16 protein-coding genes and 1 pseudogene are annotated in these 19,663 nt (G+C 70.2%); 8 read left to right on the top strand and 9 right to left on the bottom strand.

What is annotated here, in order from left to right; all coding sequences use genetic code 11:
- Positions 1-6 precede the first annotated feature (6 nt).
- Complete coding sequence (gene oleC / locus I8J32_RS03865) at positions 7-1,698, bottom strand: olefin beta-lactone synthetase (RefSeq protein WP_207526764.1); 1,692 nt, start codon at positions 1,696-1,698, stop codon at positions 7-9.
- Positions 1,699-1,836: 138 nt separating this feature from the next.
- Here oleC and I8J32_RS03870 point away from each other — a divergent pair, with 138 nt between their 5' ends.
- A complete protein-coding gene (locus I8J32_RS03870) occupies positions 1,837-2,187 on the top strand; it encodes a YkgJ family cysteine cluster protein (RefSeq protein WP_200615011.1) in 351 nt (116 codons plus the stop codon).
- 70 nt (positions 2,188-2,257) lie between these two features.
- Here I8J32_RS03870 and I8J32_RS03875 read toward each other — a convergent pair whose 3' ends face one another.
- A complete protein-coding gene (locus I8J32_RS03875; RefSeq protein WP_200615009.1) occupies positions 2,258-3,175 on the bottom strand; it encodes an alpha/beta fold hydrolase in 918 nt (305 codons plus the stop codon).
- A 268-nt stretch (positions 3,176-3,443) separates the two neighbouring features.
- Between I8J32_RS03875 and I8J32_RS03880 the strand changes: the two genes are divergently transcribed.
- The gene (locus I8J32_RS03880) at positions 3,444-4,229 is read left to right on the top strand and encodes a DUF3050 domain-containing protein (protein ID WP_200615008.1); all 786 of its coding nucleotides are present in this window, start codon (positions 3,444-3,446) and stop codon (positions 4,227-4,229) included.
- Positions 4,230-4,375: 146 nt separating this feature from the next.
- Here I8J32_RS03880 and I8J32_RS03885 read toward each other — a convergent pair whose 3' ends face one another.
- From I8J32_RS03885 to I8J32_RS03895, 3 genes and pseudogenes are all read right to left on the bottom strand, one after another.
- Positions 4,376-5,398 carry a 3-oxoacyl-ACP synthase III gene (locus I8J32_RS03885; RefSeq protein WP_200615006.1) on the bottom strand — a complete coding sequence of 341 codons (1,023 nt, stop codon included), beginning with the start codon at positions 5,396-5,398 and terminating at the stop codon, positions 4,376-4,378.
- 154 nt (positions 5,399-5,552) lie between these two features.
- Positions 5,553-5,873, bottom strand: a complete 321-nt coding sequence (locus I8J32_RS03890; RefSeq protein WP_200615005.1) for a DUF4156 domain-containing protein — start codon at positions 5,871-5,873, stop codon at positions 5,553-5,555.
- 274 nt (positions 5,874-6,147) lie between these two features.
- Positions 6,148-9,017 (bottom strand): annotated as a pseudogene (locus I8J32_RS03895) (M16 family metallopeptidase).
- A gap of 255 nt (positions 9,018-9,272) precedes the next feature.
- On the opposite strand from I8J32_RS03895, the gene I8J32_RS03900 reads away from it, so the two are divergent.
- The gene (locus I8J32_RS03900) at positions 9,273-9,968 is read left to right on the top strand and encodes an SDR family oxidoreductase (RefSeq protein WP_200615002.1); all 696 of its coding nucleotides are present in this window, start codon (positions 9,273-9,275) and stop codon (positions 9,966-9,968) included.
- 75 nt (positions 9,969-10,043) lie between these two features.
- On the opposite strand, the gene I8J32_RS03905 is transcribed toward I8J32_RS03900, so the two are convergent.
- On the bottom strand, positions 10,044-10,547 hold the full coding sequence (locus I8J32_RS03905; RefSeq protein ID WP_407060986.1) for a tRNA (cytidine(34)-2'-O)-methyltransferase: 504 nt from the start codon (positions 10,545-10,547) through the stop codon (positions 10,044-10,046).
- 120 nt (positions 10,548-10,667) lie between these two features.
- On the opposite strand from I8J32_RS03905, the gene I8J32_RS03910 reads away from it, so the two are divergent.
- Together I8J32_RS03910 and I8J32_RS03915 are read left to right on the top strand one after the other, a co-directional pair.
- Entirely contained in the window at positions 10,668-11,516 is an 849-nt protein-coding gene (locus I8J32_RS03910; protein WP_207526765.1) for a helix-turn-helix domain-containing protein, read from the top strand.
- A 138-nt stretch (positions 11,517-11,654) separates the two neighbouring features.
- Entirely contained in the window at positions 11,655-12,014 is a 360-nt protein-coding gene (locus tag I8J32_RS03915) for a VOC family protein (protein ID WP_200614996.1), read from the top strand.
- 150 nt (positions 12,015-12,164) lie between these two features.
- On the opposite strand, the gene I8J32_RS03920 is transcribed toward I8J32_RS03915, so the two are convergent.
- From I8J32_RS03920 to I8J32_RS03930, 3 genes are all read right to left on the bottom strand, one after another.
- Positions 12,165-12,728, bottom strand: a complete 564-nt coding sequence (locus I8J32_RS03920; protein WP_207526766.1) for an SRPBCC family protein — start codon at positions 12,726-12,728, stop codon at positions 12,165-12,167.
- Positions 12,725-13,075: an ArsR/SmtB family transcription factor gene (locus I8J32_RS03925; protein WP_200614992.1), complete on the bottom strand. Its 351-nt coding sequence runs from the start codon at positions 13,073-13,075 to the stop codon at positions 12,725-12,727. Before I8J32_RS03925 ends, I8J32_RS03920 begins: the two co-directional genes overlap by 4 nt.
- 223 nt (positions 13,076-13,298) lie before the next feature.
- Positions 13,299-13,937, bottom strand: coding sequence for a DUF4142 domain-containing protein (locus tag I8J32_RS03930; RefSeq protein WP_200614990.1), 639 nt, complete (start codon positions 13,935-13,937; stop codon positions 13,299-13,301).
- A 163-nt stretch (positions 13,938-14,100) separates the two neighbouring features.
- Here I8J32_RS03930 and I8J32_RS03935 point away from each other — a divergent pair, with 163 nt between their 5' ends.
- The 3 genes from I8J32_RS03935 to pruA all read left to right on the top strand — a co-directional run bounded on the left by I8J32_RS03935 (position 14,101) and on the right by pruA (position 19,425).
- Positions 14,101-16,257, top strand: coding sequence for a TonB-dependent receptor family protein (locus I8J32_RS03935; RefSeq protein WP_200614988.1), 2,157 nt, complete (start codon positions 14,101-14,103; stop codon positions 16,255-16,257).
- A gap of 123 nt (positions 16,258-16,380) precedes the next feature.
- Positions 16,381-17,706 carry a PQQ-dependent sugar dehydrogenase gene (locus I8J32_RS03940; RefSeq protein WP_200614987.1) on the top strand — a complete coding sequence of 442 codons (1,326 nt, stop codon included), beginning with the start codon at positions 16,381-16,383 and terminating at the stop codon, positions 17,704-17,706.
- A gap of 84 nt (positions 17,707-17,790) precedes the next feature.
- On the top strand, positions 17,791-19,425 hold the full coding sequence (gene pruA / locus I8J32_RS03945) for an L-glutamate gamma-semialdehyde dehydrogenase (RefSeq protein WP_200614985.1): 1,635 nt from the start codon (positions 17,791-17,793) through the stop codon (positions 19,423-19,425).
- Positions 19,426-19,663: the final 238 nt, after the last annotated feature.

Below are 19,663 nucleotides of genomic sequence, written 5' to 3' on the forward strand. Positions count from 1 at the left end.
GGCGTGCTATCGCCGCTGGCGCGCCGCCCACACCGCGAGCTTCTCGCGCCCGATCTTGGCGTTGTGGCGGATGTCGACGGGAAAGGACGGATGCTGCAGGAAGCAGTCGATGGCCGCCGTGTGTACGTGACCCTGGCCCTGCGCGCGAAGCGCTTCGCGGATGCGCGGCCAGTCGCGCGCCGGCACGCCCTCGCGCAGCTCCACGCACAGCACCGGCGTCTGCGCGCCGGCCTCGCCGATGCCTACCAGCGCCGTGCGGCGCACCTCGGGATGGGTGTTGAACACGGGCTCGACCTGTTCGGTGTACAGCGGGCCGGACGCCGTCTGCACGCGGTGCGACTTGCGGCCGCAGAACCACAGCCGGCCCTGCGCGTCGAAGTAACCGACGTCGCCCATGCGGTGCACGATGCGCACCTCGCCGTCGGCCAGCGTCTCGCGGATCTTGGCCAGGCGCGTCTGCGCTTCGCGGTTGAAATACGTGTCGGTGGCGGTGGGCCCGGCGACCGTGATCTCGCCGACCTCGCCCCCGCCCAGTTCGCGCACGTGTCGCCAGTCCTCGATCGGCGCATCCGTGATCGCGATGATGCGCACCTGGTTGGGCGGTACGGCGCGGCCCACGCACGTGCCTGCGCCGTCCTGGGTGGCCGGGCGCGTGTCCTGCAACTCGCGCCCTTCGATCACCGCCACCGGCAGGCATTCGGTGGCCCCGTACGGCGTCCAGAACTGCGCGTCCGGCGGCAGCAGTTCGCGCATCCTGGTAACCACGTCCGCCGGCACCGGCGCGCCAGCGGAGGTGACCCGGCGCAGCGTGGGCAGGGGCTGGCCGAAGCGCGCCAGCACGCCCATCAGCGCGGGCGAGCCGAACAGCTGGTCGACACCGAAGCGGGCGATGGCGTCATGCAGGCGGCGCGGATCGGCGCTGGCGGGCCGCGTCGGGTCCATGTCGGGGATGATCGAGCTCAGGCCCAGCGCGGGATCGAACAACGCGAAGGGCGGAAAGGTCGGCAGGTCCACGCCGCCGGGCGACACGCCGAACGCAGCGCCCAGCAGCTCGATCTGTGCGACGAAATGCCGGTGCCGGTACACGACGCCCTTGGGCACGCCCGTGGATCCGCTGGTGAACAGGATCGCGGCGACGTCGTCGGGCTGCGTCGCGGTCAACTGCGGGCCGGCGCCGGCACCATCGCGCTCGACTTCATCCAGCGTCGCATCAGCCAGCCAGCGACGCGCTCCGGTGGTGACGCGCAGCCGCGCGGATTTCGCCCAGCCCAGAAGCACGCGGGCGGCATGCGCCAGCGGGATGCCGATGAAGGCCTGTGCCTGCGCCTCGTCCAGGCATTGCTTCAGTGCGCGCCTGTCGATGCCGGGGTCGACCAGCACCGGCACCGCGCCGGCCTTGAACAGCGCGAACATCAGCAGGAAGAAGTCGGGCGTGGGTCGCACCATCAGCACCGTGCGCGTGCCGCGGACGATGCCGCGGCGCGCCAGGCCGGCGGCAATGGCGTCGCTGCGCGCGTCGAGCTGCGCGTAGGTCAGCTGCACGTCGTAGCGGGCCATGCCGTCGGGCCCGCGCGTGCCCGGGCAGCGCATGGCGATGCGGTCCGGCGACTGCGCGGCCAGTCGCGGCAAGGCCGCGGCGATATTGCACGCGGAAGCGGCGGGGCCGGTCGGGGGGAGTGGGACGGCGTCGGGCGTCATGCGCACATTGTCGCCTGCGCGGGGCGGGAAACGGCGGACCGCGCGCGTGGCGGCGGCCGCATCGCCCGTTCAATCATCGCGCGCGGCGCTCGGGCAGAATGCGCGGCCGTCCCCGCCGATCGTCCCGCGTTCCCGGCCATGCCCCATCCCTGCCTGACCTGCGGCGCGTGCTGCGCCAGCTTCCGCGTGAGCATGCACTGGTCGGAGACCGACCCCACGCTGGGCGGCGTGACCCCGGCCGCTCTGACCGAACGCATCGATCCGCATCAGGTCGCCATGCTCGGAACCTGGGCACGCGCGCCGCGCTGCATCGCACTGGAAGCGCAGGTCGGCGTGCGGAGCCGCTGCACCATCCACGAGCGCCGCCCCAGTCCCTGCCGGCAGGTACATGCGTCCTGGGAACACGGTGCGGCGGACATCTCCTGCGACCGGGCGCGCGCGCGCCACGGACTGCCCCTGCTCACGCCCGCGGACTGGCCGGCGCGCTGATGCGCGGCGCATGCCGCGGCGTGCAGTGGCGCCCGGCGTGCGCGCCGAACGGGCGAGGCGCAATCGGTGGCTAGCGCGCCTGCACCGGCGTCGAGTCCAGGAACGCACGGATGGCCGGTACGAGCACGTCCGCCTTGTCCTCCAGCACGTAGTGATTGGCGTCCTCGAAGGCATGCACCTGGGCCTGCGGCAGGGCCTGGCGGAAACCGTCGAGGAAGTGCCGGTCGAAGACGAAGTCGCGCAGGCCCCAGCCGATGAAGGCCGGCCGATCGGCGAATTCCGGCAGGCGCCGGCCCGCAGCCTCGAGCAGCGGCCACGCCTCGTCGCCCGGGCCCAGCGGGATGTCCTGCATGAAGCGCACCGTGCTGATTCGGTTCGCCCAGGTGTCGTAGGGCGCGACATAGGCGCGGCGCACCGCGGGCGGCATCGGTCGTTCGACGCCGATGTGGGACGCGCCGGCCGAGAACGCGTTGAACGCGCGGATCACCAGCTCACCGACCTTCCAGTCGCGGCCGAACGCGATCCGCCACGGCATCGGCTTGGCCGCCGGCAGCGGGAACGCCGCGGTGTTGGTGATCACCAGCCTGCGCACCTGGGACGCGTGCGACAGCGCCCAGCCGAAGCCGATCATGCCGCCCCAGTCGTGCACCGCCAGGGTCAGCGGGCCGGTGATGCCCAGGTTCGCGAGCAACTTGTCGACGTCGTCGACGCGCGATTGCAGGGTGTAGGCGTAGCGGGCGTCGTCGGGCTTGTCGGACAGGCCCATGCCGACGTGGTCCGGCACGATGCAGCGGTACCGGTCGCGCAGGCCCAGCACGAGCTTGCGCCAGTAATAGCTCCATGACGGATTGCCATGGAGCATCAGCACGACGGGGGCGTCTTCGCGCGGACCCGGACCGGTGTACTCGTCCAGGTACGACATGGCGATGCCCGGACGGACTTCGAAGCGTTGCGGGGTGAAGGGGTAGTCGGGAAACGACGTGGCCATGCGGGACTCGGTTCGGGGCCGGCACGCGAGCGCCCGGCGAAGAGCGCGACATTATGCGGCCGCCGCGTGCCGGATCGGACCCGGTCCGTCCACGTCCGCCGTTCCAGCCCGGCGCGGGGCCCCGCGTACGGAGGATCCGTGACGCAGGCCTGTTCACGTTGCGGGAAAAGACTGCCACTCTGCGGCCGGACGCGGACGCGTCCTCGACACGGCCGTCCGGACCAGCAAGGAGCGGGCGGTCGCCTTATGCCTTCCAAGGAGAACGGTCATGGCAGCAGTGATGGACCTGCACAACGACGATCTGGCCACCCTCGCCGATCTGCGTACCCAGCTCGAACAGCACCCGGTGTTCGACAGCCTTACCCACATCCACGAACTGCGCCGTTTCATGCGCGCGCACGTGTTCGCGGTGTGGGACTTCATGAGCCTGCTCAAACGGCTCCAGCGCGACCTGACCTGTGTCCAGGTGCCCTGGCTGCCGCCGCGCGACCGCATCGCGGCGCATCTCATCAACGAGATCGTGCTGGGCGAGGAAAGCGACATCGGCCCCGACGGCGAGCCGGCCAGCCACCTGGACCTGTACCTGTCGGCCATGCGCGAGATCGGCGCCGACACGGCGCAGTTCGAGCAGTTCCTGGCGCTGGTCGGCGAAGGCATGGAAGCCCTCGACGCCCTGCACACGGTCGGTGCGCCCGGCTACGTCCGCGCGTTCGTCGGCCACACGCTGCAGGTCGCGCGGCAGGACAGCACGCTGGCGGTCATGACCAATTTCTTCCACGGCCGCGAGAACGTCATCCCGCAGATGTTCACCGCGCTGCTGGCGCGCTGGCGCATCGACGAGAAGAAGGCGCCGATGTTCGTGTTCTACCTGCGGCGGCACATCGAACTGGACGGCGAATCCCACGGCCCGATGGCCCAGCAGATCATCGAACGCGCGATCGCAGGCGATCCGGACCGCCGCGCGCACGTGATCCGTGCGGCGGTCGAAAGCGTGAGGGCGCGGATCGCGTTGTGGGATGGCCTGCAGGTGGCGCTGGAGGAAGGGGTCGCCTGACTCCGCGGCCCGGCCGCCACCAAAGAAAACGGCGGGATGCCTTCGCATCCCGCCGCCGTGTTGTTCGCCGGTCTTCCGGCCGTGCCGTTCGCATTTCCGGAGACTCATGCAGGCACCGCAGCGCGGTGCCTGCCATCTCCCAGGACTTACCAGACGACTTCGGCCATCGAGCAGTTCAGGCCCGAACCGATCCCCAGCAGCGCGACGCGGCTGCCCTTCTTCAGGCGGCCCATTTCGCGCAGCTTGCTCAGCACGATCGGCACCGAGGCCGGGCCGATGTTGCCGTGCTCGCCGAAGATGGTCATGACCTTCTTCGGATCGATGCCGAAGGTCTTGAGGAAGGCCTGGGTGTGGGCCTTGCTGACCTGGTGGATGACGAACTCGTCGAGCTCCTCGACCACCCAGCCCAGCGCCTGGCGCGCGGCGGCGAAGGTCTTCTGGCCCAGCTTCACGCCTTCGATCATCAGCATGCGGCCATCGGCGACCATGCGGTCGTGGGCGACGTCGCCGCGGCACAGGTGATTCCACTCGGTGGCCGAGCGGGTGACGCTGCCGCGGTAACGCGGCGCGCCCGGCACCAGTTCGGCGCGGGCCAGCACCATCGCGGCCGCACCGGAGCCCAGCGTGAGCGTGGCCATCTCGTCGCGGAACTGCTCGGCGGTGACGCTGTCCAGGCTCAGCCTTTCCATCGTCTTCTCGTAGGCGAGGTTCGCCGTTTCGCCGTCGACCACGAGTGCGTAGTCGATCTCGCCGCGTTCGATCATGCGGCCGGCGATATCCATGCCGTTGAGGAACGCCAGGCACGCGTTGGCGATGTCGAAGTTCTGGCAGTTCTCACCCAGGCGCAGGTTGCCCGACACGATCGAAGCGGTGGACGGCTCCAGGTAATCGCGGCTGACCGAGGTGTTGACCAGCAGGCCGATGCGGTCGGCATCGATGCCGGCATCGGCCAGCGCCTTGACGCCGGCCAGCGTGGCCGCGTCCGACGGCAGCATGTCGCCATCCCACAGGCGGCGCTCGTTGACACCCGCCACGTCCTGCAGGACGTTGGTCTTGATGCCCAGCCGGTCCATCGTGGGCTTGAGTCGGGCGTTGATCTCGTCGGAGGTCAGTCGACGCGGTGCATCGATGTGAGCCAGTCCGGCGATGGCGACGTGTTGGAACAGCATGGCGGCAGCAACCGTGGCGGAAAACGCGTCAGATTAACGCGTTCTTGACATGGTTGCATGCGCCGCCGGTCGCAAGCGCCCGCGATCGGGGGATTCAGCCGCGGTGGGCAAACCCCACCGGCTCAGGTTCGCCGCGGCCCGCCCGATGGCCCATTCAGCGCCCACACCGGTAGGCGGCGAAGCGCTGGGCGCCGTCGCGCGGCTCCTCCAGCGGCTGCAGCGTGTCGGCGCCCAGGCCCGGGCCCTCGTTGCGGGCCAGCGTTTCCAGCTCCTCCCTCACGCGCAGCGGATTGCGTTCGTAGAAGCCCAGCTTGCCGGTGACCGAGACCTCGATCTCGCTGCGCAGCTCGCAGCCGGCCGGCGCCGCGCCCATCGGGATGATCCGGACCGCGGACGCGCCCGGGGCCATGTGCACCCAAGTACAGCCGGTGGCGGCCAGGGTGGCGGCGAGCAGAACGGGGGCGAGAAGGCGCATTCAGGGAACTCCGATGAGGTGCTTCATTGTTGTCCGGCGCGGTGAACCGGGCGGGAATGCGGTCGGACCCGGGCGGGGCATTGAATACGATTTCAGCGCCAGGACGGAGCGGGAGCGGCCGGATGTCCGGGGGCGGGGATGGCTTTCGACCCGGGCCAGTCGCGCCGCGCGGGCGCCTGGCAGGGCACAGAACGACAAGGGCCGGCTCCTGCGAGCCGGCCCCGGGTTGATTGCCGTGGTACTGCCGGGCCGGCAAGCCGGCCCGGGGTCCTGCTTACTTCGCGACCGGCTTGCCGTCGGCGTCGACCACCTGGACCTCGCCCAGGTTCAGGCCGCGCACGCCCTGCTCGATCTTCGCCAGGTCGCCCACCACCACCCAAGTCATCGCGTTCGGATCCAGTACGCGGGCCGCGGCCTGCGCCGAGGCCGGGGTCATGGCCTCGTTGCGGGCCTTGTACTGGAGGATGTAGTCCTCCGGACGGCCGTAGCGCAGGTTGCTGGCCACTTGGCCGAGCAGGGAGCTGGCCGTCTCGTAACCACCGGGCAGGCTCAGCGTGTTGCTGGCGCGGATCTTGGCCACCTCGGCGTCGGAGATCGGACGCTCGCCGCCGATGAAGGCGTTGATCTCACGCTTGAGTTCGGCGATGGACTCGATGGTCTTGTCGCTCTGCACCGCCGCCGAAGCCATCCACGGGCGCTGGCCCTTGGCGTTGCCGGCGCCGCTGTAGGAACCATAGGCCCAGTGCTTGTCCTCGCGCAGGTTCATGTTCAGGCGCGAGGAGAACTCACCGCCCAGCACGCCGTTGGCGAAGTCGAAGTCGATCGTGCCGGCATCGCCGGTCGGCGGGATGAGCTCGCCGACGTAGATGTTCGACTGGATCGCGCCAGGCTGGTTGACCAGGAACACGCGCGGCGCCGAAGGACGCGCCGCGGTGGTGACCGCAGGCAGCTTCGGGGCGTTGGGTGCGCTCTTCCAGTCGCCAAAACGCGCTTCCAGCTGCGGCACGATTTCCTTCAGCGTCGTGTCACCGGCGATGACGATGCGCGCCTGTTCCGGCTGCAGCCAGTTGGCATGGAAGCCGACCAGATCCTCGCGGGTGAGCGACTTGATCGAGTCGGTCGTGCCGCTGCCGGTGAAGGGAATGGCGTACGCGTGGCCGGTGCCGTACAGCAGCGGCGGCATCACGCGCATCGCGGCGGTCTGCGGACGGGCCTTTTCCTGCTCGATGCCCGCCAGCCACTGGGCGCGCACGCGTTCGACCTCGTTCGCGTCGAAGGTCGGGCGGCGGGCGACGTCGGCGAACAGGTCCAGCGACGGGGCCAGCTTGTCCTTCAACGCCGACAGCGACAGCGAGACGCTGTCCAGGCCGGCGCCGGCACCCACTTCGGCGCCGAGGGCTTCCTTGCGCGCGGCCAGTTCCAGCGCGCTGTACTTGCCGGCGCCTTCGTCGAGCATCGCGGTGGTGAAGCTCGCCGTGCCCAGCTTCTTGCCGATGTCGGCGCTGTAGCCGCCGGGGAACTCGAGGTTCATCTGCACGACCGGCACTTCATGGCGCTCGACCAGGAACACCTGCATGCCGTTGGACAGGGTGGCCTTCTGGATCTTCGGCCACTTCAGGTCAGGGAAGCTGTCGGTCTTGGGCAGGCCCGCGCTGCGGTCCACGTCGGTCTTGACCGTCTTGAACTTCGGGTCCACCGGCGGAATCGCGGCCGGCGTGGTGGCCGGCGCGGCACTGGCGGCTTCGGGCAGCGCCGAGGCCGGCGTCTCGCTGGGCTGCACGAGGATGGTGTGCGAGCCGGTGCCCAGCCACTTGCGGCCGGCGGCCTGCACGTCGGCGACCGTCGCGTTCATGAGGACGTCGAGGTCGTCGCGATAGCAGTCCGGCTTGCCGGCGAAGACGGCGCATTCGGCCAGCACGTCGGACTTGCCGCCGAATCCGCCGATCCTTTCGATGCCACGGACGAAGTCGGCGCGGATGGCGGTGCGGGCCTGGTCCAGTTCGGCCGCGGTCGGGCCGTCCTTGAGCAGGCGCTGCAGTTCCTCGTCGATGATGGCTTCGACCTTGGCCGGGTCGACGTCCTTCTTGACGTCGGCGGTGACGAAGAAGGTGCCCGACAGTTCGCTGCCCCACTGCGACGTGCCGGTGTTGTCCACCAGCTTGTCCTTGTGCACCAGGCGGGTATCCAGGCGCGAGGAGGCGCTGCCGCCCAGCACCTGGCTCAGCAGGGTGAGCAGCGCGGCGTCACGGGTACCGTATTCGGCCACCGGCCAGGCAGGCGCGGTAGATGCGCACCTGCGGCACGCGGTCCGGGATCGTCTCGCGCGTGTCCTTGTCGCGGCTGGGAATGCTGGCCGGCATGTCCTTCAGGGTGGCGCTGGCGGGGATGTCGCCGAAGAAGCGGGTGACCTTTTCCTTCGCGGTCTTCGCGTCGATGTCGCCGGCGAGCACCAGCACCGCGTTGTTCGGGCCGTACCAGCTCTTGAACCAGGTCTTCACGTCGCCCAGCGTGGCGGCATTGAGGTCGGCCATCGAGCCGATCGTCTGCCAGCTGTACGGATGACCGGCGGGGTACAGGGCCTCGAACATCCGCGCGGTGATGCGGCGGCCGTAGGGCTGGTTCTCGCCCTGGCGCTTCTCGTTCTGGACCACGCCGCGCTGCTCATCGAGGGTGGCCTGGTCGATCGCGCCGAGCAGGTGGCCCATGCGGTCGGACTCCATCCACAACGCCATGTCGAGCGCGGTGGTGGGGACGTTCTGGAAGTAGTTGGTGCGGTCCCTGGTTGGTGGTGCCGTTCTGGTCGGTGGTGCCAACCAGTTCGAAGGGCTCGAAGAACTCGCCGGGATGGTTTTCCGAACCGTTGAACATCAGGTGTTCGAACAGGTGGGCGAAGCCCGTGCGACCGGGCTGCTCGTTCTTGCTGCCCACGTGGTACCAGAGGTTCACCGCGACGATCGGCGCCTTGCGATCGGTGTGCACGATCACGCGCAGCCCGTTGGGGAGGGTGAACTCCTCGTACGGGATGGCGACCTCGGCGGCGGGCTTCTGGGCGTAGGCCTCGTTCGGCGCGAAGACGGCACCACCCAGGGCGGTGGCGAGGGCGACGGCGAGAACGGCGGCGCGGGGCCGGGCGAGCAGGGACATGCGGAACTCCTGGTGGTTCACGGGCTGAAGGCGGTCGGCCCAGACCGCCCGGAAAGACCCTCATCGTACTGGCGCACCCCATGGCGGGGCATAGGTCACAAGTCCCGGACGCGGGTCGGAAAGGCACCCGGGCAAGCCGAGGCCGCCTGCCAGGGGCCATCGGGCTGCGTCCGTGCGACGCCTCTGCCCTCCCCTCACTCCGCGCTAGCGGCTGTCGCCGCACTGTTTCCTACCGCCCGCCCTCCAGGTGCGCCCATGCCCACACGTTCCGTCGTCACCGGCGCCAACCGCGGCCTCGGCCTGGAATTCGTCCACCAGCTGCTGGGGCGCGGCGACCACGTCATCGCCGCCTGCCGCCATCCGGGCAAGGCCACGGACCTCAACCGGCTCGCCGGCGAACACCCCGGTCGCCTGCATGTGCTGCCGCTGGACGTGGCCGACGAACGTTCCCGCACGGCCTTCGCCCATGAGCTGCCGCTGGTGGTGGACGGCATCGACCTGCTGGTCAACAACGCCGGCGTGCTGCATTCGGGCGAACGCTGGGGGCATGTGAGCGCCGCCATCCTGGAGGACAGCCTGCGCGTCAACGCGATGGGACCGTTCCTGCTCACCCAGGCCCTGGATGCGCAGCTGGCCGATGGCGCGACTGTCGCCACGGTGTCATCGATGATGTCCTCGCTCGGCGACGATCCCTCGTTCAACGCACCCAGCTACCGGATCAGCAAGACCGCACTGAACATGGCCACCAAGATGCTGGCCAGCGCGCTCGCCCCGCGCGGCATCACGGTGGTGGCCTTGTGCCCGGGTTGGGTGCAGACCGAAATGGGCGGCGAAGGCGCGCAGATCACACCGGCGCAGTCGGTGTCCGGCCTGCTGCGGACGCTGGGCCGCCTGAAGCCCGCGGACACCGGAAAGTTCCTGGATTGGCAGGGCAAACCGGGGCGCTGGTGATCGCAGGAGCAACGGGGGGCCGGATCGACGCGGCAGCGGCAGCGACGCGCGGGCCCCCACCCGCTCCACGCCACCTCAGGCGCCGCCTTCGAACCCGCACTGGCGCCACGCCTCAAACACCACGACCGCGACGGTGTTGGACAGGTTGAGGCTGCGGTTGTCCGGCCGCATCGGCAGGCGCAGGCGTTGCGGCGCGGGCACCTCATCGAGCACGTCCTGCGGCAGGCCCCGGGTCTCCGGGCCGAACAGGAAGGCATCGCCGGCGCGGTAGTGCGGCGCATCGAAGCGCGTGGTGCCGCGCGTGCTCAGCGCGAACAGGCGGGGCGGCGCCTGCTGCGCGGCGGCGATCGCCGCCAGGGCGGCCGGCAGGTCGTCGTGCACCTGCAGCGTGGCGTACTCGTGGTAGTCCAGGCCGGCGCGCCGCAACTGGCTGTCCTCCAGCGTGAACCCCAGCGGCCGCACCAGGTGCAGCGTCGCACCGGTGTTGGCGCACAGGCGGATCACGTTGCCGGTGTTGGGGGGAATCTCGGGCTGGAAAAGGATGACGTGGAACATGCGGTCGGATCCGGGGAATGGCATAGGGTGCGCGCAGCCACCGCTTGTGGGAACCGGCGCCGCGTCACGGCCGAGCCGCAGGCACCGGAAGCCACCACCGTTGCACTGGTCGGGGCCCGCCGCGGGACCTACGCTTGGCCGATGATGACCGTCACGCCCCTGCGGCACGGCGACCTCAGCGTCATCGACTACCGGTGCCGGGCGGGACCGGATTCGCCGACCCGGGTCGAACAACACGAAGCCACCTCGCTGGCCTACGTGCGCCGGGGCAGCTTCGGCTACCGCGCGCGCGGGAAGTCCTGCGAACTGGTGGCCGGTTCACTGCTGGTGGGACACGCGGACGACGAGTTCGTCTGCACCCACGAACATCACCAGGGCGGCGACGAGTGCCTGGCGTTCAAGCTGCAGCCCGCGTTGCTGGCCGGATTCCGCGCCACACCCGCCGCCTGGCGGGCCGGTGGCGTGCCTCCGGTGCCCGCCCTCGTCGTGCTGGGCGAACTGGCCCAGGCCGCCGCCGAGGGCCGCAGCGATTTCGGGGTGGACGAAGCGGGACTGCTGCTGGTGGGTCGCTATCTGTCGGTCGCCGCCGGCGCGCGGCCCGATCATCTGCAGGCCAGCGCGCGCGACCGCCGGCGCGCGGTGGAGGCCGCGTTGTGGCTCGACGCGCAGGCGCACGAGGAGATCGACCTTGCCGCCGCGGCCACGCAGGCCGGCTTGAGCCCCTGGCACTTCCTGCGCCTGTTCGCACGCGTCGTCGGCGTGACCCCGCACCAGTACCTGCTGCGTGCGCGCCTGCGGCGGGCCGCGCGGCTGCTGGCCCAGGGCGGGCAGAGCGTGACCGACGTGGCCCTCGCCTCGGGATTCGCCGACCTGTCCAACTTCGTGCGCAGCTTTGGCCGCGCGGCCGGCGTATCGCCCGGCGGGTTCGCACGCGGCCTTCGCAGCAGCCACGCCGACGCGTTGCTGGGAGCGGAACGCGCGCGCCGGCATTGAACGGCGCGATTGGGGGATCCACGCATGCGTTCGCCGCACCATGCCCCGCCGTGAATCGTCCGTCGGCACCGCAATTTTCTCCAAGCGCGCAGGCGCGCGGGCGCGCAGCATGGCCTCTCTTTCCAACGGAGCACAGCCATGTACGACCACATCGGATTGAAGGTGCGCGACCTCGACGCCAGCGTCCGCTTCTACGAGGCCGCGCTGGGCGCGCTGGGCCATGTGCTGGACTCGCGCGACGACAGCGGCGCGGGCCTGGGCCCGGCCGGAGCGCCGGCGCTGTGGCTCTACCTGGATGGACAGGCGCGCGGCACCGGCCACGTTGCATTCACCGCGCCCGATCGCGCCGCGGTCGATGCGTTCCATGCCGCCGGGCTGGCGAAGGGAGGCCGCGACCATGGCGCCCCGGGACTGCGGGTGGACTACGCCCCCACGTACTACGCGGCGTTCCTGATCGACCCCGACGGCAACAACGTCGAAGCGGTCACGATGAGCTGAGGCCGGGGACACGCCGGGCTGCAAAGCGCAATCGGATGCACCGGCTCAGGCCGGTGCATGTCGGGCCCGCTGGTTCACGCCAGGCCGTGACGCGGGGAGGGCACGACACCCTTCCCCACGTGCTCATGGCCGACCGGCGGACGCGACGGATCAGCCGGGAATGCGCGCGCCGTACTCGGCTTCCAGCGCGGTATGGCGGTTCCAGAACGCCGGCGGCGCGCGGCCCTCCAGGCGGGCGTGCAGGATGTCCAGGTGGATGTGCCAGCCGGCGGAGATGCTCAGGGTCTGTTCGCGCGAGGACAAGCGCGTGTGCGTGACCACGAGCCGCACGCGATCGCCCTCGGGGGTCAGTTCGAACAGCACATGCGAATCGCGATCGCCGAACGTGTAGCCCAGGCAATGCGGGGGATCGAAGTGGGTCATCCGGTTTTCCATCCGGAACCCGTCGCGCATCTGCGCGTACTTCGGCGGCGGCCGGTCGTCGGGGGTGGTGAGGTCGGCATGGTGGAACACGAGGTCCGCCCGTCCGCCCACGCGCGGCTCGAATTCGCCGCCGGCGAACCAGGTGGCGCGCAGGTCGGGCTGCACCAGGTAATCCCAGACGCGCTGGACTGGACCGGGTAGCAGGCGCTCGATGCGGACGGTATCGGGCGCGGTCAGCACGCCGTAATCGTCGGCGTGGGCATCGGCGGTGGCGCGGGGGGCAAGGCTCATGGCGTGGGTCTCCGGGGGGCGGGGGAAGCGGCGTCCTCCGCCTCGAGGGCGGACTGCAGGGCGTCGAGGCGGTCGTTCCAGAAGCGGGTGTAGTGCGCGATCCATTCCGCCCCCGCGTGCAGGCCCCGTGCTTCGAGGCGGCAGGTGTGGGTGCGGCCCTGGATGTCGCGGGACAGCAGGCCGGCGCGTTCGAGCACCTGGATGTGCTTGGACGCCGCGGCCAGCGACATCGAGTAGGGGGCGGCCAGTTCGCCCACGGTGCGGGGCTGCTCGGCGAGGGCCTGCAGCATTGCGCGCCGCGTGGGATCGGCGAGGGCGCGAAAGACGGAATCGAGATCATCAACCATGCGGTTGAATTTAGTCCCGGGCGCGACCTATGTCAACCATCAGGTTGAATTAATTCGAGATGGCAAAGCCCGTCGGCGGCTCCGGACCTTGCTGTGCGCGGGTCGGGCCGCGCCCGGCGGCTCCGGAGGCCTGACGGCGAGCCGCGCTGATTTCGGGTGCAGCGCGCAAGAACAGGCCCGGGCGAGCGGTCGCCCGGGCCTGACGCAGGCCTTGCCTGCGGGATTACTTGCCCGCCTGGAGCTTCTTCGCCGCGTCCAGATGCTTGGCCACCGCCGCGCGCGTCGCGGTGAAGTGGGCCTTGACCGCGTCGTCCGCGGCAGCGGGCATCAGCGTGCCGTCGATCAGGGCCAGCACGTCGGTGTGGCCTTTCACCATGGCTTCGACGTAGGCCTTCTCGTACTCGGCGCCGCTGAGCGCTCCAAGCGCGGCCATCTCGGCGTCGGCCTGCGTGCGCATTTCCATCGCCTGCGTGCCTTCGGTCGCCGTGCCCAGCGCGCGGGTGTCGGCGAGGTTCTTGCCGTGGTCGGTCTTCATCATGTTGGCGAACGCAAGCACGTCACCGGTGACCTTCTTGGCGATCGCCTGCTCGGCGGCGGCCACCTCGTGTTCGTTGGCGGCTATCAGCAGACCCAGCGCATCGGCCTGAGCGGTCGCTCCGGGTGCCGGAGCCGACGTCGGCGGCGTGTCCGTGGTATCGGGTGCCGGCGGTGCGTTGACGTCAGGCGCGGGCGCGGCCGGTGCGACGACCTCGTCGGAAGGCGTGGGAGCGGTGTCGTCTTCCTGGGCACGACGATCGCCGCAGGCACCCAGCAGCAGGGCGGGCAGGACGAGCGCCAGGTAATGGCGGGTCGGACGCAACATGGGGCTTCTCCTCGGGCGCCGGAACGTCGGCACCCTTTGTGCGCAGCAGCCTAGGACGTGAACGGTCAATGCAAGGTGGTGGCGGCCGTGGCGCGGCATCGCGATCTGTTCACCTGCTCCGCGCAACGCTGAATGCGCGCGAGCGGCGCGGACGAGGAAGGCCATGCGCTCCAGGAGCCCACCCCCGGCGATCGGCGCCCTGCTGGCGAGTTCCTTGTTCGCCGGCGCGTCCGCCCAGGCGGGTCCGGTTGCACCGTCCGCTCCCGGTCCGGGCGACATCGTGACGCTCGACCGCGTGCAGGTCAGCGCGACGCGCACGCCACAGGCCACGCTCGACACACCGGCCGCGGTCAGCGTGGTGCGGCCGGCCGACCGCCCTGGCACGCTCGGGGTGAACCTTTCCGAACAGCTGCCGGCCGTGCCCGGCGTACTCGCGCGCAGCCGGCAGAACCATGCGCAGGACGAACAGATCTCGATCCGCGGGTTCGGCACGCGCGCGAGTTTCGGCATCCGTGGCGCGCGGCTCTACGTCGACGGCGTGCCGGCCACGATGCCCGACGGGCAGGGCCAAGTCTCGCACTTTCCACTGGCGCAGGCCGAGCGCATCGAAGTGCTGCGCGGCCCGTTCTCGGCGCTGTACGGCAACGTGGCTGGCGGCGTCGTGCAGCTGTTCACCACGGCGGGCCAGGCGCCGGGAGCGGTCGGGGCGCGGCTGGCGGCCGGCAGTTTCGGCAGCTACCGGCTCGACGTGGACGCGGGCGACGCGGTCGGCGCGTCCGACTACACGCTGGCCCTGGGCCACTTCAGCACCGACGGATATCGCGACCACAGCGCGGCGCGCCGGTCGTCGTTCAACACGCGCATGGGGCTGCAGCGCGACGCGACCCGGCTCACGCTGCTGGCCAATGCGCTGCACGCGCCCGATGCGCAGGATCCTCTCGGGCTCGACCGCGCGCAGTTCGACGCGGATCCGCGCCAGGCCACGGCCGGCGCGCATGCCTTCGACACCCGCAAGTCGGTCGCGCAGCACCAGGTGGGAGCGGTGTTCGAACAGGACCTGACGTCCGCCGCACAGCTGCGCGTGCTCGGCTACGCCGGCCGGCGCGAGATCACCCAATACCTAGCCATCCCGGTGGCGACGCAGCGCAACCCGCTCAGCGGCGGCGGCGTGATCGACCTGGATTCGCCCTTCGGCGGCGTGGACCTGCGGGTGACCGACACGACCACGCTGGGTGGACGGCCCCTGGAATGGACGGCGGGTATCGCCTATGACCGCCAGCACCAGCACCGACGCGGATACGAGAACTTCGTCGGTGATGAGCTAGGCGTGCGCGGTGCATTGCGTCTGCAGCAGGACGACCGGGTCGACGCCTTCGACCAGTACGCGCAGGCGACCTGGATCCCGGCGCCCGCGTGGACCCTGATGGCCGGGTTGCGCCGCAGCCGCGTGCGCTTCCGATCGCACGACGCCTACATCACCACCGACAACCCCGACGACAGCGGCGCGCTGGAATTCGACGCCGTCTCGCCCGTCGCGGGCCTGGGCTGGCGCGTCAGGCCGCGCACCCTGGTATTCGCGGCCTGGGGACGCGGCTTCGAGACGCCGACCTTCAACGAACTGGGTTACCGCGCCGATGGCGGCAGCGGCTTGAATCTGGCGCTGCGCGCCGCGCGTTCGCGCCATGCCGAAGCCGGCGTGCGACATGCCTCGGGCCGCAAGCGCGCGGAGCTGGTGGTGTTCCGCGCCGATACCCGCGACGAACTCACGGTCAACACCAGCAGTGGCGGCCGCACCACGTTCCAGAACGTTCCGCGGGCCCGTCGCCGCGGAGTGGAAGCGAGCACGGATTGGCCGCTGTCGGCGCAGTGGGATGCCCAGCTTGCCGTGACCTGGCTCGATGCCCGCTTCGGAGCGGATTTCCTGACCTGCGCGGGCACGCCCTGCGCCTCGGCGACGGTACCGGTCGCCGCCGGTACGCGCATTCCCGGCGTCCCGCGCACCAGCGCGTTCGCCGCCCTGCGCTGGCAAGCCGCGCAAGGCTGGCATGCGCGGCTCGAAGCGCAACACGTCGCCGCGGCAAGCGTGAACAACCTCGACGACGAACGTGCCGCCGGCTACACCGTGATCAACCTGATGGCTGGTTACCGCTGGCGTCGGGGCGCCGATGAGGCCGACGCGTTCCTCACCGTGGGCAATGTGGGCGATCGCGACTACGCCGGTTCGGTGATCGTCAACGAAGGCAACCGGCGCTACTACGAACCCGCCCCCGGGCGAAATTTCACGGTGGGAATTTCATGGCGTTGGGGCGGCTCCCACTGAGCCCTACGCACCGTTCACGGCGCCGTGCGCGGCTCACGTCGACTTGATGACGCCCGGTCCATTGTCTCGACGCGGGCGGGGCCTGCACGACGGTTCCGCATCCTCCTTGGAGACACATCCGTCATGGCTACCCGACCCCCCACATTCCGCCTGACTCTGCTCGCCCTTGCGCTGCTCACCGGATGCAGCGGATGTGGCGAGACGGCGCAGCTTGTCGCGCGTCAGGACACCGGCCCCGATCCCGTTCTGGCCGAACCGGCCACGTCCCTGATCCCGACGGTGAAGGTCGCCACCGCGATCGGCTGGCCGGCGGGGGTCACGCCGACGGCCGCGGCGGGCTTCAAGGTCAACGCATTCGCCACCGGCCTGGTGCATCCGCGCTGGGTCTACGTGCTGCCCAATGGCGACGTGCTGGTCGCCGAGACCAACCGCCCCGCCACGCCGGATCCGCCGGCCAATCCGCTGCGCGGTGCGGCGATGAAGTCGGCGTTCGAGAAGGCCGGTGCCGCCGTGCCCAGTCCCAACCGCATCACCCTGCTGCGCGACGGCGACGGCGATGGCGTGGCCGAGACCAAGGCCGTGTTCCTGCAGGACCTGGTCTCGCCGTTCGGCATGGCGCTGGTGGGCGACCGCTTCTACGTGGCCAATGCCGATGCGATCGTGCACGTGCCCTACCGCTCGGGCGAGACGAGCATTACCGCCATCCCGGTCAAGCTGGCCGATCTGCCCGGCGCGCCGCGCAACCACCACTGGACGAAGTCGCTGGTGGCCAATGCCGATGGCTCGAAGCTGTATGTCGGCGTGGGATCCAACAGCAACATCGGCGAGAACGGCATGGACGTCGAGGTCGGCCGCGCCGCGATCCACGAGATCGACACGGCCACCGGCGCGGGTCGCGTCTATGCCAGCGGGCTGCGCAATCCGGTCGGCCTGGACTGGCAGGGCGGCACGCTGTGGACCGTGGTGAACGAACGTGACGAACTGGGCAGCGACCTGGTGCCGGACTACCTGACCTCGGTGCGTCCCGGTGCGTTCTATGGCTGGCCCTACAGCTATTACGGCGCCCACATGGATACCCGTGTCGAGCCGCAGGATCCGCAGAAGGTGGCCGCGGCGATCAAGCCCGACTACGCGCTCGGCTCGCACGTGGCACCCCTGGGCCTGGCCTTCTACGACGGCACGCTGCTGCCGGCGCGCTATCGCGGCGGCGCCTTCATCGGCCTGCATGGTTCGTGGAACCGCGATCCGCCCAACGGCTATCGCGTGGTGTTCGTGCCTTTCGCGGGCGGGCGTCCGCAGGGTGCGATCGAAGACGTGCTGGTCGACTTCCTCGACGGGCAGGGCAACGCGCGAGGCCGTCCGGTCGGCGTGGCGGTGGACGCGCGCGGCGCGGTCCTGGTCGCCGACGACGTCGGCAACACCATCTGGCGGGTGACCCCGGCGAAGTAGTGCGCGCGGCGGTGCATGGCGCAATGCGTCAGAGCCCGGGAAGTGGCCGTGCCTACAATGCGGCCACACCACCGGAGCCGGCCCATGTCCCTTGCTCTCTCGCGCGTTCCCGTTCCCGTCAACGAACCGGTGCGCGGCTACGCGCCCGGCACCGCCGAACGTGCCAGCCTGAAGCGCGCACTGGCGGACCTGTCGGCCAACCGAGTCGAGATGCCGCTGGTGATCGACGGCCGGGACGTGCACACCGGCCGCATGGGCCAGGCGGTGATGCCCCACCGCCATGCGCACGTGCTGGGCACGTTCCACCAGGGCGGCGCGGCGGAAGTCGACGCCGCCATCGAAGCCGCGTTGCGGGCGCGACGCGACTGGGCCGCCCTGCCCTGGGAAGCACGCGCCGCGGTGTTCCTCAAGGCCGCCGACCTGCTGCAGGGTCCGTATCGTGACGTGCTCAACGCGGCCACGATGCTCGGCCAGAGCAAGACCTGCCACCAGGCCGAGATCGACAGCGCCTGCGAGCTGATCGATTTCTTCCGTTTCAACGTCGCCTTCTACGAACAGCTGCTGCGCGAGCAGCCACAGAGCTCGCCGGGCATGTGGAACCGGATGGAGCACCGCCCGCTGGAGGGATTCGTCTTCGCGGTGTCGCCGTTCAATTTCACTTCGATCGCAGGCAACCTGCCCACCGCCCCCGCGCTGTGCGGCAACACGGTGGTGTGGAAGCCGGCAAGCACGGCGGTCTACAGCGCCCACTTCCTGATGAAGCTGTTCAAGGAGGCCGGCCTGCCCGACGGCGTGATCAATCTGGTGACCGGCAGTGGCGCGGACGTGGGCGACCCCGTGCTGGCCCACCGGCAGCTGGCCGGCGTCCATTTCACCGGTTCGACGCCCGTATTCCACCGGATGTGGCGTACCGTCGGCGCCAACATCGACCGTTACGCGGGCTACCCGCGCCTGGTGGGCGAGACGGGCGGCAAGGATTTCATCGTCGCGCACGCCAGTGCCGATCCCGTGGCGCTGGCCACGGCCATGATCCGCGGCGCCTTCGAGTACCAGGGCCAGAAATGCTCGGCGGCCAGCCGCGCCTACGTGCCCGACACGCTGTGGCCGCAGGTGCGCGACGCGCTCGTGGCGCAGGTCGATGGCATCGCGATGGGCGATGTCGGCGAGTTCTCCAACTTCATGGGCGCGGTGATCGACGCGGCGAGCTTCGAGAAGCAGCGCTCCGCGATCGAGGAGGCACGCTCCTCGCCCGATGCCAGCATCCTGGTCGGCGGCGCGTGCGATGACAGCGAAGGCTGGTTCGTCAGGCCTACCGTGATCGTCACCACCAACCCGGCCTACCGCACGATGTGCGAGGAGCTGTTCGGCCCCGTGCTCACGGTGCATGTGTACCAGGCGCCCCACTGGGTCGAGACGCTGGACGTGGTCGATCGCACCAGTCCGTACGCGCTGACCGGCGCCATCTTCGCCCAGGACCGCTACGCCATCGAGCAAGGCCTGGATCGCCTTCGAAACGCGGCGGGCAACTTCTACATCAACGACAAACCCACCGGCGCCGTGGTGGGGCAGCAGCCCTTCGGCGGCGCGCGCGCCTCGGGCACCAACGACAAGGCCGGCTCGCTGCTCAACCTGCTGCGCTGGATCAGTCCGCGCAGCATCAAGGAAACCTTCGTGCCGCCGCGGCAGTACGCATATCCATTCATGGGCGAGGACCGGTAGGCGGCGGCATCGGCGCGCACTGGGAACGCCTGCGGCAGCCCCTTGTGCCGGTCTGCGCGGGTCGCGGCGAGGTACCGACCTTTAGGCGACCTTCCGGCCTGCGGACCGCCGCATGGCCGGCGAAGTTCCTGTACTGAAAAGTTCACAATTCAGGTGGGATTCGGTGCGGGCTCGGATACTGGACTCTCCCGACCGCACGGTTTTCCTGTTCAGCAACTTGTGCGAGTCGGCCCCACAA

Source organism: Lysobacter solisilvae, from assembly GCF_016613535.2.
GTDB classification, from domain to species: Bacteria; Pseudomonadota; Gammaproteobacteria; order Xanthomonadales; family Xanthomonadaceae; genus Agrilutibacter; species Agrilutibacter solisilvae.